The organism is Streptomyces sp. NPDC002838, assembly GCF_040295365.1.
GTDB lineage: Bacteria > Actinomycetota > Actinomycetes > Streptomycetales > Streptomycetaceae > Streptomyces.
Genome location: NZ_JBEOVF010000027.1, coordinates 43,707 through 58,099, shown reverse-complemented (window position 1 = coordinate 58,099; position 14,393 = coordinate 43,707). Strand labels below are relative to the sequence as shown.

General features: G+C 72.1%; 15 protein-coding genes. 11 read left to right on the top strand and 4 right to left on the bottom strand.

The annotated features are described in order from the left end of the window. Window positions 1-54: 54 nt before the first annotated feature. The 5 genes from ABT063_RS29955 (at window position 55) to ABT063_RS29935 (ending at window position 3,964) form a co-directional block, all read left to right on the top strand. Window positions 55-1,485, top strand: a complete 1,431-nt coding sequence (locus ABT063_RS29955) for a type III PLP-dependent enzyme domain-containing protein (protein WP_351062537.1) — start codon at window positions 55-57, stop codon at window positions 1,483-1,485. Between the two features lie 170 nt (window positions 1,486-1,655). Further along, complete coding sequence (locus tag ABT063_RS29950; protein ID WP_351062536.1) at window positions 1,656-2,063, top strand: hypothetical protein; 408 nt, start codon at window positions 1,656-1,658, stop codon at window positions 2,061-2,063. Then, complete coding sequence (locus ABT063_RS29945) at window positions 2,060-2,911, top strand: transcriptional regulator (RefSeq protein ID WP_351062534.1); 852 nt, start codon at window positions 2,060-2,062, stop codon at window positions 2,909-2,911. Before ABT063_RS29950 ends, ABT063_RS29945 begins: the two co-directional genes overlap by 4 nt. A 43-nt stretch (window positions 2,912-2,954) precedes the next feature. Next, window positions 2,955-3,569 (top strand): roadblock/LC7 domain-containing protein, encoded by a 615-nt coding sequence (locus ABT063_RS29940; RefSeq protein WP_351062533.1) that lies wholly within the window; start codon window positions 2,955-2,957, stop codon window positions 3,567-3,569. 20 nt (window positions 3,570-3,589) lie between these two features. Beyond that, window positions 3,590-3,964 (top strand): roadblock/LC7 domain-containing protein, encoded by a 375-nt coding sequence (locus ABT063_RS29935; RefSeq protein WP_351062532.1) that lies wholly within the window; start codon window positions 3,590-3,592, stop codon window positions 3,962-3,964. Between the two features lie 243 nt (window positions 3,965-4,207). Here ABT063_RS29935 and ABT063_RS29930 read toward each other — a convergent pair whose 3' ends face one another. The 3 genes from ABT063_RS29930 to ABT063_RS29920 form a co-directional block, all read right to left on the bottom strand. Next, window positions 4,208-4,729 carry a hypothetical protein gene (locus tag ABT063_RS29930; protein WP_502990917.1) on the bottom strand — a complete coding sequence of 174 codons (522 nt, stop codon included), beginning with the start codon at window positions 4,727-4,729 and terminating at the stop codon, window positions 4,208-4,210. Between the two features lie 198 nt (window positions 4,730-4,927). Next, a complete protein-coding gene (locus tag ABT063_RS29925) occupies window positions 4,928-5,818 on the bottom strand; it encodes a MurR/RpiR family transcriptional regulator (protein WP_351062648.1) in 891 nt (296 codons plus the stop codon). A 32-nt stretch (window positions 5,819-5,850) separates the two neighbouring features. Further along, complete coding sequence (locus ABT063_RS29920) at window positions 5,851-7,359, bottom strand: aromatic amino acid ammonia-lyase (protein ID WP_351062530.1); 1,509 nt, start codon at window positions 7,357-7,359, stop codon at window positions 5,851-5,853. Between the two features lie 141 nt (window positions 7,360-7,500). Between ABT063_RS29920 and ABT063_RS29915 the strand changes: the two genes are divergently transcribed. From ABT063_RS29915 to ABT063_RS29895, 5 genes are all read left to right on the top strand, one after another. Then, a complete protein-coding gene (locus ABT063_RS29915) occupies window positions 7,501-8,547 on the top strand; it encodes an ABC transporter ATP-binding protein (RefSeq protein WP_351062528.1) in 1,047 nt (348 codons plus the stop codon). Next, complete coding sequence (locus ABT063_RS29910) at window positions 8,544-9,185, top strand: ABC transporter permease (RefSeq protein WP_351062526.1); 642 nt, start codon at window positions 8,544-8,546, stop codon at window positions 9,183-9,185. The genes ABT063_RS29915 and ABT063_RS29910 overlap by 4 nt, the downstream gene beginning before the upstream one ends. A gap of 1 nt (window position 9,186) precedes the next feature. Continuing rightward, a complete protein-coding gene (locus ABT063_RS29905) occupies window positions 9,187-9,885 on the top strand; it encodes an ABC transporter permease (RefSeq protein ID WP_351062525.1) in 699 nt (232 codons plus the stop codon). An 11-nt stretch (window positions 9,886-9,896) separates the two neighbouring features. Then, complete coding sequence (locus tag ABT063_RS29900; RefSeq protein WP_351062523.1) at window positions 9,897-10,829, top strand: ABC transporter substrate-binding protein; 933 nt, start codon at window positions 9,897-9,899, stop codon at window positions 10,827-10,829. 82 nt (window positions 10,830-10,911) lie between these two features. Next, on the top strand, window positions 10,912-11,349 hold the full coding sequence (locus tag ABT063_RS29895) for a hypothetical protein (protein WP_351062522.1): 438 nt from the start codon (window positions 10,912-10,914) through the stop codon (window positions 11,347-11,349). A gap of 382 nt (window positions 11,350-11,731) precedes the next feature. Here the strand turns inward: ABT063_RS29895 and ABT063_RS29890 are convergent, their stop codons facing one another. Beyond that, window positions 11,732-13,120, bottom strand: a complete 1,389-nt coding sequence (locus ABT063_RS29890; RefSeq protein ID WP_351062520.1) for a cystathionine beta-synthase — start codon at window positions 13,118-13,120, stop codon at window positions 11,732-11,734. A gap of 159 nt (window positions 13,121-13,279) precedes the next feature. Here ABT063_RS29890 and ABT063_RS29885 point away from each other — a divergent pair, with 159 nt between their 5' ends. Next, the gene (locus ABT063_RS29885; protein ID WP_351062519.1) at window positions 13,280-14,305 is read left to right on the top strand and encodes an SGNH/GDSL hydrolase family protein; all 1,026 of its coding nucleotides are present in this window, start codon (window positions 13,280-13,282) and stop codon (window positions 14,303-14,305) included. Window positions 14,306-14,393 lie beyond the last annotated feature (88 nt).

The following is a 14,393-nucleotide window of genomic DNA, read 5'->3' as shown; positions in this document are numbered from 1 at the left end:
TAGTCAATACACCGGCCCGTCGGCCCGGGCCCGGCGCTGTGTTTCGCTGGACGCATGGAGGCAGGCACCGACATGACGGGGGATGTTGTGGGCAACGTCAACGACGATCACGAGAGCGATCACGAGAGCCGCTCCGACGCCGCGCGGGCGGGCCGGCGGGACGAGGCGGTGCGGGCCGCGGTCGAGCAGGGGCTGCTCGGGCCGACCACCCCCGTCGTCGGCCTGCTCGACGTCACCGGCATCCAGGAGTCGGCGGCGGCTCTGCGGGCGGCCTTCGACGCGGTCACCGCGCCCGGCACGCCCGTGCTGCACGCCTTCGCGGTGAAGGCGACCCCGCTGGTGCCGGTGCTGCGGCTGCTGCGGGAGGAGGGGATCGGCGCCGAGGTGGCGAGCCCGGGAGAGCTGGCGCTGGCCCGGGCGGCGGGGCTGCCGCCGGGCCGGACGGTGCTGGACTCACCCGCCAAGACACCGGCCGAACTGCGGGAGGCGCTGGCGCTCGGGATCGCCGTCAACGCGGACAATCCGCAGGAGCTGGACCGCATCGACGGGCTGATGCGGTCGGCGGTCAGCCGCTCCCCCATCGGGATGCGGGTGAACCCGCAGGTCGGCGGTGGCTCCATCGAGGCGCTGTCCACCGCCACGGCGACCTCGAAGTTCGGGGTGGCGCTGCGGGACGAGGGGGCGCGCGAGTGGGTGGTCCGGGCGTATGCCGTGCGCCCCTGGCTGACCCGGCTGCACGCGCACACCGGCTCGCAGGGCATCCCGCTGTCGCTGATGGCCGAGGGCGTGGCGGAGACGTACGGGCTCGCCGAGGAGATCAACCGGCGGATCGGGCGGCCGCAGATCGACACGATCGACATCGGCGGCGGACTGCCGGTGAACTTCACGTCGGACGCGACGACACCGACGTACGGGGACTACGCGCGCGTGCTGCGCGAGGCGGTGCCGGGGCTGTTCGACGGGCGGTACGGGCTGGTGACGGAGTTCGGGCGGTCGCTGCTGGCCAAGCACGGCACGGTGGTGGCCCGCGTCGAGTACGCCAAGAGCGCCGGCGGACGACCGGTCGCGGTCACGCACGCGGGCGTGCAGGTGGCGACCCGGACGGTGTACGCGCCGGGGGCGTGGCCGCTCAGGATCGCCGCGTACGACGGCAAGGGGCGGCCGAAGGAGGGGCCCGAAGTGGTGCAGGACGTCGCCGGTCCGGCGTGCTTCGCGGGCGACCTGCTGGCGACGGGCCGCGCGCTGCCGTTGCTGGAGCAGGGCGACTACGCGGCGGCGCTCGACACGGGCGCGTACTACTTCGCGCACCACTACGCCTACAACTCCCTCGCCCGGCCCGGGATCTACGGCTTCACCCCGGACGGGGCCGGAGGCATCGCCTTCGCGACCGTACGCGAGCCGCAGAGCGTCGAGGAGATCGTGGCCGAGTCGGGAGGGGCGCACGCGGCCGCGCTCACCACCCTGCGCACGTCCGGGGGTCGTTGACGCACGCCGGGGCATCCACCGATCAACTTGCCCGGAAAACCAGGCCAGTTGACCCACCTTAGCCATCTGCCGCATGTTCCACTGGAAAATGCCAGAAGCCTCACCCCTCTCCCACACGGTGCGTAGTTTCGGGGTCACTCAGCCGAACTCCAGGCGGGAGGGGAGCCACGGTGCCCGGAATCGACGAGTGCCTGCTGGAAGCCATGCGACTGCCCGGTGCCCGGGGCGCCGCACTGGTCGACTGGACGAGCGGACTGGCCCTGGGCATCGTCGGGGAGTCCCCGGGCGGCGACCGGGAGACGGCCGCGGTGGAGGCCGCCGAGCTCGCCCGGCTCGCCGCCGAGCAGCACGCCTTCGCGCCCGAACCCGACGGGGACGGCACCGAAGAAGACGGCGCCGATCCACCCGTCGAGGACCTGATCATCACCAACCGGGACAGCTACCACGTGCTGCGGTTCGTGCGGACGTCCTTCGACAGCAGCGTGTGCCTGCACCTGTGGCTGGCCCGCGCGGAGGGCAACCTCGCGCTGGCCCGCATCAGGCTCGGCGAGATGGCCGGACGGCTGGTGCTGGGATGACCGCCGTACGGACCCCTCCGCCGCCCCGGCTGCCCGTGCGGAACAAGGCGGCGGCCCAGGATCGGGGCTGGGGCGGCGTCTCGCCGATGCTGACCCGGCTCGCCGCCGAGCACGCCACCGGCGTCCTGATCCGGGAGCGCGGCACGCTCCACCTCGCCGAGGGCCGGGTGGTGCACGCCGAGAGCCCCTCCGCACCCGGCCTCGACGTCCTGCTCACCGCCCGCGGCACGCTGGACGCCGAGGCCTGGCGGGAGGCGGTGGCCGAGACCGGCGACCGGCACCGCGCCGGCCACCACCTGGTCGACGGCGGACACCTCACTCCGGGAGCGCTGGAGCTGTGCCGGCTCACCGCGCTGTACGACGCGGCGTACTTCGTCCTCGCCCCCAGCAGCGCCCCGGGCCGCTTCCGCTACGGCGGCGAGGCCGGACCCGGCTGTGCGTGCCCGGTGCCAGTGGCCGCCCTGGAGCGCGAGACGCTGCGCCGCCGCGACCTGCTGCACGGCATCTGGCCCGATCCGGCCACGGACCACGCACCGCTCACCCGGGCGGACCGGTTGGCGCTCCCGGCGCCCACCGCACGCCAACGGGCGGTCCTGGCCCGGCTGAACGGCGTCCGCACGGCGACGGAGATCGCCCGGGACCTGGGCCGCCCGGCGTTCCACACGCTGGTGGACCTACGGCGGCTGGCGGCGGCCGGAGTCGTCGCGCCCCGCCCGCAGGCCCGCACCGAACCACCCGATGGAGTCACCGGAGAAGGGCTCGACGCGCTCGAAGCGCTGCCGCCCGAGTTCACCGATCCCCACATCACGTTGCTGAAGAGGCTCAGGGATGCGCTGGAGGCCCTTTGAGCGGCGGCAGCGGCAGTGGACCCGCGCCGAGAGGAGAGACCTGATGGCAGCGGAGAGCGACATCCTCGAGGAGTTACGCCGGCTCAGAGCCCGCGTGCCCCAGCTCACCGGCGCCCTCGTGGCCTGCGCCGACGGTCTCGTCCTCGCCCAGGACACCCCCGGCATCGACCCGGAGAACCTGGCCGCGCTCACCACGACCGCACGCGGCCTCGCCGCACAGTTGGCGGAGGCCACCGGCCAGGGGGACTTCCGCGATCTGCTGGTACGCGGCGTGTACGGCTGTGCGGCGACGTACGCGGCGGGCCCTGTCGCCGTCCTGACCCTGCTCGCCCAAGACCCCGTCAACGTCGGCCGCCTCGATCTGGAGGGCCGCCGGGCGGCCGCCCGCATCGCGGAACTCGTCGACGCCGCCACGGCACCCCCGGCCAAGCCCCCGGCCAAGCCCCCGGCCAAGCCCCCGGACAAGTCTCCGGCCAAGTCCCAAGCGAAGTCCGCGGCGAAGGCGACCGCCAGGCCCACCGCACCCCGCGCCAGAACCCCCCGCGCCTCCCGCTCCAAACCCACCGAGACCCGCACCCGCGCCCCCACCCCTCCCACCGAAGCGCCCACCGAAGCGCCCACCGCACCCACGGTGGCGCGCACCACCACCGAAAGCTGAGAGGAACCGAGGGAACAGTCATGGCCAACACCGAAACCGCGCTGAAAGAGGCGCTCGCCTCCATCGAGGGCGCCACCGGCGTCGCACTCGTCGACTACACCAGCGGCATGGCGCTGGGCACGATGGGCGGCGGCAAGAGCTTCGACCTCAACGTCGCCGCCGCCGGCAACACCGATGTGGTCCGCGCCAAGATGCGCACCATTGAGCACCTCGGGCTCAAGAGCCAGATCGAGGACATCCTGATCACGCTGTCCGACCAGTACCACCTGATCCGCCTGATCCGCGGCCGGGGCGGCAACGGACTCTTCCTCTATCTGGTCCTCGACGCGAAGAGGTCCAACCTGGCGATGGCCCGCCACCAACTCCGAAGGATCGAGGAGGAGCTGGAGGTCTGACGGCCGGACCAGGTCTGACGGCTAGGGCCTGTCCTGCGGATCATGCCGCAGACGCGGGGTCTGGCACGTCCATCTGCGGCGTTGTCGTCGGTTGCCGACTCCCCCACGCTCGAATGCACTCGCGCGGGGGGACCCCCATCGCGTCGCCGCCCTCCTCCGCCTTGCAGCTGGACGCACCAGACCCCGCTCACCTGCGTTAGTGGGTCGCCGCCGATTTCCTGCGACCTGATCCGCCGGACAGCCCTAGACCAGGGCCGCGATGCGGCGGCGTGCCCCACCCGGGGCCGCGTCGCCCGCCGCGATGCCCGTGCTGCGGTAGGCCTTGACCGCCTTGCCTGCCGGACGGCCGCCGTTCGCGGCGAGCCAGTCGACACGCACCCACAGCAGCGCGTCCTCGGCCCGCTCGCGCCGCCCGAGCCAGGCGGCCTTCAGCCGCAGGCCGGCACCGCAGCCGGCGAGCAGCATGCCGCCCGCGGCGGGCACCGCGAACGCGCTGCCCAGCGCGGCCAGGAAGGCGAGCAGTAGCCACCAGCGGTGTCCCCGCCGCCAGTTGCGCGCGCTGACCGCACGGTCCTGGAGCACATCATGTTTGCTCGCGCGGGCGGCCGAGCGGGCGAGGTCGGTGTAGCGCCTGCGGCGCCAGTACGCCACCGCCGCGGTCGCGACGATGAACAGCGCGGCCCCGGCCATCACCCCGATCCGCCGCCCCGTGATGCCCGGCACCAGAACCCCGATGCCCGCCGCGAACACCCCGAGCCACCACATCGGCGCGGCTCCGGCGCGTACGACGACAGCCACCCGAGCCAGGCCATGAGCTCTGCGATCCCCGCGTGCCACGTTCCGCCTCCTTGTCGCCTCACAGCACTGCGATTCCTGACTGCGCTTCCTGACAGCCATTCCTGGTCGCGCAGATTAGCGAGCGAACGTGAGACGAGTCTTAGAGCACGCGAAATTCACCCGACTTCACTCGACGAACAGCCCGCGCGCCGCCGCCCTCGCGTCGAACTCCTCCAGCCGGGCCTGGGCGTCCGGCAGGTCGTCGCACATCGCCTCCAGCAGGACCCGGCCCAGCAGCATCGGGGCACAGGCGGTGTCGAAGGCGAGCCCCGTGCCGACGGCGGCCGGCAGCAGCAGGTCGGAGGCCTTGGCGACCGGCGCGAAGGCGGAGTCGGCGACCGTCACCACCGTCAGCCCGGCCTCCTTCGCATACGTCAGCGTGTCCACGACCTCACGCGGATGCCGGGGCAGCGCGAAGCACAGCAGGGTCGTGGCGCCGGCCCGTACGGCGGAGTCGATCCGGTCGTGGATCATCGTGCCGCCCTCGTTGAGCAGCCGTACGTCCGGATGGACCTTGGCGGCGAAGTAGGCGAAGCCGTACGCCTGTGAGGCAGCGGCCCGCAGCCCGAGGACGGGAAGGGGGCGCGAGGCCGCGAGCAGCCGCCCGGCCTTCTGCACGGGCCGCGGGTCGGCCAGCACCTCCGCCAGGTGCCGCAGGTTCTCGATCTCGGCCTCGACGGCCTGCTGGTACTCGTTGTACGACGCCGAGTCCGCCGCCGGTTCGGCGGGCGCGACCTCGCGCAGGTGCTTGCGCAGGGCCGGGTAGCCGTCGAAGCCGAGGGCGACCGCGAAACGGGTCACCGACGGCTGGCTGACCCCGGCCAGTTCGGCCAGTTCCACGCTGGACAGGAACGGCACGTCGGCGGCCCGCCGCACCATGCTGTGCGCGATGCGCCGCTGGGTCGGCGTCAGCCGGTGCCCCTCGAAGAGCGCCTGCAGCCGCGCGGCAGGACTGTCCGGCACACCCGCGCCGCGAACCGCCGCGCTCGCGCTCTCGCCCGCGCTCTTGTCCGCCATGCTCGCACTCACGCCCGCACTCCCGTCCGCGCTCATGACTCGCTCCCCCTCCAGATGTCCGTGAACCGGTCGAGCAGTGCGGCCGCCGTCGTCACGTCACCCGTGAGCGGCCGGTCGACCGGGTCCTCGTCGAGCACCGACTCGGCGAGCTCCAGCGCACGGCCCACCCCGAGCTCCGGGTCGGGCCGGACGTCGCGCTGGCGCAGCGCCCGTACGGCGGCGACGAGTTCGCAGCCGACGACGAGACGGTACGCGCCGCACGCGCGCAGCGTCTGACGTGCGGCGAGCGAGGCGAAGCTGGCCTGTTCCTCGACGCCTCGGGAGAGTACAGCGTGGCCGAGCGACGCGGGCGCCGAGAAGGCCCGCAGGTCGCCGAGGGCGGCCCCGGCGGAGTACTCCAGGATCATCACGCCGGAGGAGGCGGGTTCCTGGTCGGCGAGGAAGGGCCTGAGCCGGGTGAAGGCGGGCTCGTTGAGCGTGGACAGGCGGGAGGTCGACAGGCGGGCCGCCTGGGTCATGGCCAGCCGGAAGTGGTCCAGGGCGAGGGCGAGTTGAGCCTGGTAGAAGCCGCCGTGGTGGTAGGCGGCCAGGTCCTCGGGGCAGATCAGCGGGTTCTCCGCCGCCGCGTTGATCTCGATCGCGAGGACCTCCTCCAGGGCGTCGGCCGCGTCGTGGGCCGGGCCGTGGATCTGGGGCAGGCAGCGGAAGCCGTAGGGGTCCTGGAGGCGGCCGAGCGGCGGGGTCGGCCGGTCGGCGGCGCCGATCAACTCCCGCATCCGGCGGGCGACTTCGCTGGAGCCGCGGTGCGGGCGGGCGGCGTGCACGGGGGCCGCGTACGCCTCGTGGGAGCCGTCGACGGCGAGCAGGGAGAGGGCGCCGACGACCTGGGTGGCCTCCAGGAGCCCGCGCAGTTCGTGCAGGGCGAGGGCGGACTGGCCGAGGGTGAGGGCGTTGCTGCTGATGAAGGCCAGCGCGTCGTTGTTGTCGAGCGGCTGGGGCTCGGGGGCGCCCGGCCCCCGCCAGGGGTGCTCGCCGGCCAGCGCGAGGGCGGCCTGGGCGAGGGCGGCGATGTCGCCGGTACCGACCGAGCCGAACTCGTTCACGACCGGGTACGCCCCGCTCTCCAGCGCCTCGCACAGGGCCGTGACGACGGTGGGCCTGAGCCCCGCGCCGCCGGCCAGCAGCTGGTTGGCGCGGACGGCGAGCATCGCGCGTACCTGCCGGGCGGGCAACTCCTCGCCGATGGCACCGGCATGACTGCGCAGCAGGCGCAGACCGTGCTCGGCGGCCGCCTCGGTGGGCACGTCCTCGTTCCGGTTGGCGCCGACGCCGGTGGAGCGGCCGTAGACGCGGCCGGTCGCGGCGATGCGGCGGGCGGCGTCCCAGGACTCCTCGACGCGCCGCATCCCCTCGCTCCCCGGGACCGGCCGCGCGGCCCCGTCGGCGAGGCGCACGACGTCGGTGACGCCGAGGCCGACCCCGTCGAGGACGGCAAGAGCAGAGCCCGCTATCCGCGGTGCGTCCACGATCCGAGACGACATCAAGCCCAAACCCTCCTCAACAAGGACATTCGATCTTGCTTACCGGTCATCCGTTACCTCGGATTAACACCAAGGCGTTGACAACCTATTCACACACCAAGAACTCTGCATGACGTTATACAGCCGGGCAAGGGACAACTCATGATCCAGTTCGACGCGATCCACAAGCGCTTCCCCAACGGCACCACAGCAGTCCACGACCTCACGCTCCAGATGCCGGAAGGCGGAGTGACCGTCCTCGTCGGGTCCTCCGGTTGCGGCAAGACGACCACGCTGCGGATGGTCAACCGGATGGTCGAGCCGACCTCCGGCACCATCCGCGTCGGCGGCAAGGACGTCCAGCGGCAGGACGCCGCCGAGCTGCGCCGCTCCATCGGGTACGTCATCCAGCAGTCGGGGCTCTTCCCGCACCGTACGGTGCTCGACAACATCGCCACCGTTCCGCTGCTGCTCGGCCACGGCCGCCGCAGGGCCCGCGCCCGCGCGGCCGAGCTCCTCGAGACCGTCGGCCTCACCTCCGAGTCCGGCCGCCGCTACCCGCACCAGCTCTCCGGCGGCCAGCAGCAGCGCGTCGGAGTCGCCCGCGCCCTCGCCGCCGACCCTCCGGTGCTGCTCATGGACGAGCCGTTCGGCGCGGTCGACCCGGTCGTGCGCACCCAGCTCCAGGACGAACTGCTCCGCCTCCAGAAGGAGTTGAGCAAGACCATTGTCTTCGTCACCCACGACATCGACGAGGCGGTACGGCTCGGCGACCAGATCGCGATCTTCCGCACCGGCGGTCACCTGGTGCAGTGCGCCACGCCCACCGAGCTGCTGGCCCGCCCGGCCGACGACTTCGTCGCGGACTTCCTCGGCGCCGAACGCGGCCTGAAGCTGCTCTCGCTCAAGACCCTCGCGGACGTCCCGCAGGGCCCGGCCCCCGAGGGCGGCACCTGGACCCTCGTACTCGACGAGGCGCGCAAGCCGCTGCACTGGACGTCGAAGGGCGCCGAGATCCCCGTACGGCCGCTCAAGGACGACGATTCCCTGCTGTCGGCACTCAACGAGTCCGTCGCCTCCCCCACCGGCCTGATCGCCCGGGTCGACGCGGCCGGGACCCTCACCGGCGTCTCCTCCCGCGACGACATCCACGCGCACGCGGGCCAGGCCCACGCGGAAGCCCGCTCCGAGACGGGCGTGGCCGCATGACCATCGACTGGTCGTGGATATCCGGCCATACCGACGACCTCACCACCCTCACGATCTCCCACCTCCAGGCCGCCCTGACCGCCGTCCTCCTCGGCCTGCTGATCTCGCTCCCGCTCGCGGTGATCGCCCACCGGGTCCGCCCCCTGCGCGGCTTTCTGCTCGGCGCGTCGAACGTCCTGTTCACGATCCCGTCCATCGCGGTCTTCGTGCTCCTGCTCCCGGTCAGCGGCCTGACCCGCACCACGACCGTCATCGGCCTGACGATCTACACCCTGGTCGTCCTGCTCCGGAACACGGTCGAGGGCCTGGACGCGGTCCCCGTGAAGACGAAGGAGGCCGCGAAGGCGATGGGCACACGCCCCCTGCGCACGCTCCTCACCGTCGAGTTCCCCCTCGCGCTCCCCGTGATCATGGCGGGCGTCCGGATCGCGACGGTCATGTCGATCTCCCTGGTCTCGGTCGCCACCTACATCGGCGACGGCGGCCTGGGCCAGCTCTTCACCGACGGCTTCCAGCGCAACTTCCCCACCCCGGTGATCGTGGGAGTGGCCCTCACCCTCCTCCTCGCCGTGGTCGCCGACGCGCTGCTGGTCGCCGTCCAGTACGTCCTCACCCCGTGGAAGAGGCGGCGAGCCTGAGATGTACGAACTCTTCAAGAACCTCGGCAGCTGGCTGACCAGCGGCGCCCAGTGGTCCGGCACGGACGGCATCGCCCACCGCCTGACCGAACACCTCCAGTACTCGCTCCTGGCCACCCTCATCGCGACCGCCATCGGCCTCCCCCTCGGCCTGCTGATCGGCCACACCGGCAAGGGCGCGTTCCTCGCGATCAACCTCGCGTCCTTCGGCCGCGCCCTGCCGACCGTCGGCCTGGTGGTCCTGGTCTTCCTGGCCAGCGGCCTGTCCATGACTCCGGTGTACGTCGCCCTGGTCGCCCTCGCGGTCCCGGCGATCGTCACCAACACCTACGCGGGCATGACGGCCGTCGACCCGGATGTGAAGGACGCGGCACGCGGGCAGGGCATGCGCGCCCACCAGGTCCTGTTCCAGGTCGAACTCCCGCTCGCCCTCCCTCTGATCATGACCGGCCTGCGCCTCGCGCTGATCCAGGTGGTGGCCACGGCCACGATCGCCGCGTACGTCTCCTTCGGCGGCCTGGGCCGCTACGTCTTCGACGGCCTCGCCCAGCGCGACCTCGTGCAGGTGCTCGGCGGCGCGGTGCTGGTAGCCGCGGTCGCCGTAGTCCTCGACCTGGCGCTCGCCGGTCTCCAGCGCTTCCTCTGCCTCCCCCACGCTCGACGACGCTCGCGCGGGGGGACCCCCATCCGCACCGCCTAGGGAACCCCCGAATGAATCGTCGTACGCTCCTCGGCGGCCTGTTCGCAGTCGCCTCCGTCCCCGCCCTCTCCGCCTGCTCCAGCGGCATCACCTCCCTCGACAGCCAGGGCACCACCACCTCCGGCGGCGGCTCCAGCAAGGGCGGAATCACCATCGGCACCGCCAACTTCACCGAGAACCAGGTGCTCGGGTATCTCTACGCGGCCGTCCTGGAGGCGGCCGGCGTGAAAACCACCGTCCGCCCCAACCTCGGCACCCGCGAGATCCTCATCCCCGCCCTCAAGGGCGGGGACATCGACCTCCTGCCCGAGTACCAGGGCGCCCTCCTCCACTACGTGGCCCCGAAGGCGACGGCGACGGAGGAGGGGGAGATGCAGAACGCCCTCACCATCGCACTCCCGGCCGGCCTCCAGGTCCTGCCGTACGGCATGGCCGAGGACTCGGACGCGTTCGCGGTCACGCGGGAGACGGCCGAGAAGTACGGCCTCGCCTCCCTCGCCGACCTGAGGAAGCAGAACGGCAACCTGGTCATCGGCGCCGCGCCCGAGGTGAAGACGCGCCAGGTGGGCGTGGTGGGCCTCAAGGACGTGTACGGCGTCGAGTTCAAGGAGTTCAAGTCGCTGGACTCCTCCGGCCCGCTGGTCAAGGGCGCCCTGAAGAAGGGCGACGTGGACGTGGCGAACCTCTTCACCACCGACACCGACATCCAGGCCAACGACTGGGTGGTGCTGTCGGACCCCAGGAACCTGATCCCCGGCCAGCACGTCGTCCCCCTCATCGCCGACCGCAAGGCCGACTCCACGGTCCGCAAGGCCCTGGCCGCACTCGGCAACGTCCTGACGACCAAGGACCTCACCGAGCTCAACCGCCAGGTGGACAAGGACAAGAAGGACCCGGAGGACGTGGCGAACGCGTACGCCAAGCAGCACGGGCTGGTGAAGTGAGCGGCACCGCGGGGGATCCCCAGCCCGAACAGGGGGGCTAACCCCAGTGCGACCGGCGTTCCGGCTCCTTACCGTGGGTCACATGACCGGATTGGAAGCGCGGGACACCGAGCTGAAGAAGGAACTGAACGCCACCCTGCAGGCCCGCAGGGAACTGGGCGAGGAGTACGAGTCGGCGCTGGTCGACTCGTTCCTGGAGAAGGTCGACCAGCGCATCGACGGCGCCGTCGAGCGCCGGCTGCGCCGACAGTTCGCCGAGCAGCAGATGGTGGAGGCCCGGGGCTCCCGCTCACCGCAGCCCACCGACTCCTGGGGTGAGCGCTTCGGCTTCGGCATCGTCTCGCTGGTCCTGGCGATCCCGCTGTCCGCGATCGGCGGCGGCGTCGCCCACCTGCCCGGCCTGCTCGTCGCCTGGGCCGGCATCGTCGGCGTCAACGTCGTCCAGGCCACCCGCACCAACCCCGGCCTCTTCGGCCGCCGTCGCCGCAAGTCCTCCGCGGACAGCGACTGGGAGGAATGAGGGCGGGCGAACACGCTGCCAGGAGTGAGGTGTGAGGAAAGGGTCCCCGGAAAAAGTATTCGCGGGGACCGCCGCACCCCCGATACCGGGGGGCGGGACGACGGCGGTCCCCGCGAAGGACGCGGGCCGGGTCAGGGCCGGGCTTGCGCGTCCGTGGCGTCCATGGAGGTCCGGGAGCCGCTCCGGAGGTCCTTGGCGCCGTCTGCGTCGGCCGGGGCGGGGAGCCGCTCCCGCCCTGCCGACATCCACTAATGTGCCGGACCCGTGTTAAGCGGGTGCTGCGCGGACGTGACGCGCTCGTACCACTTCAGCGAAGTCGACGACTCCGGCATGCAAACCGCAAGTTCGCCGCGTACACGGGCCGTTCACCGAACGTTTGCCGCTACTTCCCGCCCTTGGCCAGGAAGGCCAGCAGGTCCTGCCGGCTGACCACACCGGTCGGCTTGCCCTCGACGAGGACGATCGCCGCGTCGGCCGCGCCCAGCACGGACATCAGGTCCGCGACCGGCTCGCCGGAGCCGACCTGCGGCAGCGGGGCCGACATGTGCTTCTCCAGCGGGTCGTCGAGCGAGGCCCGCTGCGTGAACAGCGCGGCGAGAAGCTCGCGTTCGACGACGGACCCGACGACCTCGGCGGCCATCACGTCCGGGTGGCCGGCGCCGGGCTTGACGATCGGCATCTGCGAGACGCCGTACTCGCGCAGCACCTCGATGGCCTGGCCGACCGTCTCGTCCGGGTGCATGTGGACGAGGGAGGGGATGGCGTCGCCCTCCTTGTAGGCGAGGACGTCACCGACGCGGGCGCTCGGTCCGGCGTCCTCGAGGAAGCCGTAGTCGGCCATCCACTCGTCGTTGAAGATCTTGCTGAGGTAGCCACGACCGCTGTCCGGGAGGAGGACGACCACGACGTCGTCGGGGCCCAGCCGCTCGGCGACCCGCAGCGCGGCCACGACGGCCATGCCGCAGGAGCCGCCGACGAGAAGGCCTTCCTCCTTGGCCAGCCGGCGGGTCATCTGGAAGGAGTCCTTGTCGGACACGGCGACGATCTCGTCCGCGACCGTACGGTCGTACGCCGCCGGCCAGAAGTCCTCACCGACGCCCTCGACGAGATACGGCCGCCCGGAGCCGCCCGAGTAGACGGAGCCCTCGGGGTCCGCGCCGATGACCTTGACCTTGCCGTCGCTGACGTCCTTCAGATACCGCCCGGTCCCGGAGATGGTTCCCCCGGTGCCCACGCCCGTCACGAAGTGGGTGATCTTCCCGTCCGTCTGCTCCCACAGCTCGGGGCCGGTCGAGTGGTAGTGGGAGAGCGGGTTGTGGGGGTTGGAGTACTGGTCGGGCTTCCAGGCGCCGGGCGTCTCGCGCACCAGCCGGTCGGAGACGTTGTAGTAGGAGTCCGGGTGCTCAGGGTCGACGGCCGTGGGGCAGACCACCACCTCCGCCCCGTACGCCCGCAGTACGTTGATCTTGTCCGTGCTCACCTTGTCGGGGCACACGAAGATGCACTTGTACCCCTTCTGCTGGGCCACGATGGCGAGCCCGACCCCGGTGTTTCCGCTGGTCGGCTCGACGATGGTCCCGCCGGGCTGTAGCTCCCCGCTCTGCTCGGCCGCCTCGATCATGCGCAGGGCGATGCGGTCCTTCACGGAACCGCCCGGGTTGAAGTACTCGACCTTGGCCAGGACGGTCGCCCGGATGCCCTTGGTCACGCTGTTGAGCCTCACCAGCGGGGTGTTGCCGACGAGGCTGATCATCGAGTCGTGGAATTGCACCGTTGTCTCCGGATGCTGCAAAAGATGTGGTCGTGATGTTCCGCCAGCCTATGGCCTGTGCGGGGCCCATGACGGTCGTTCACTGGCTGTTGGGATTGGGCCACGGTCCGTACGGGGCAAAAAGTGGATGTACGGGCTAGGCGGAGGTGGCGGCGACGGATGACGAGCATGTCGAGGGCGAGGGCGGCCCGGCGGATCGCGGCCGGCGCGGCGTACGGCGGCGGCGGGATCGGGCTGGTCGGCGCGGCGGCCGTGGGTCTGCTGCTGGCCGAGGTGCAGCTGGCCAAGCGCCATGTGGGCAACGGCACGGTGGCGCACGTCCCCCAGGCGGAGGGCCGGTACGGCCATGGCTACACCACCCCCGGCGAACCGCCCCTGCGGCTGACGATGCTGGGCGACTCCACAGCGGCCGGCCAGGGCGTCCACCGGGCCGGGCAGACGCCGGGCGCGCTGCTGGCGTCGGGGCTGGCGGCGGTGGCGGAGCGCCCGGTGGAACTCCGTAATGTCGCCTCCCCCGGGGCCCGCTCGGACGACCTGGACCGCCAGGTGGCCCTGACGCTGGCGGACCCGGCACGGGTGCCCGACATCTGCGTGATCATGATCGGCGCGAACGACGTGACGAACCGGATGCCGCCGACGCGCTCGGTACGTCATCTGTCCGCGGCGGTACGACGGCTGCGCACGGCCGGCGCGGAGGTGGTGGTCGGCACCTGTCCCGACCTGGGCACGATCGAGCCGGTGCAGCAGCCGCTGCGGTGGATCGCCCGCCGGGCCTCGCGGCAGCTGGCGGCCGCCCAGACGATCGGGGCCGTCGAGCAGGGCGGCCGGACGGTGTCGCTGGGCGACCTGTTGGGCCCGGAGTTCGCGGCGAATCCGCGTGAGCTCTTCGGCCCGGACAACTACCACCCCTCCGCGGAGGGGTACGCGACGGCGGCGATGGCGGTACTCCCGACGGTCTGCGCGGCGCTGGGCCTGTGGCCGGCGGAGGAGGAGCGCCCCGACGCCTCCCGTCGCGAGGGATTCCTTCCGGTCGCCCGTGCGGCGGCGGAGGCCGCGTCCGAGGCCGGTACGGAGGTCGCTGCGGCGATGCCGACGGGACCGAAGGGACCGTGGGCGTTGCTCAAGCGGCGCCGTCGGCGGCGGGTCCCCGAGCCGGACGCCACACCTGCGACTCCGTCAGGCTGACCTACTCGGACGCTGAAGGACGGCACGAAAAAGCAAGCGCTTAGAAAACTGCGGTCAGGGTCACACACCGACAAGCGTGACCTTGACC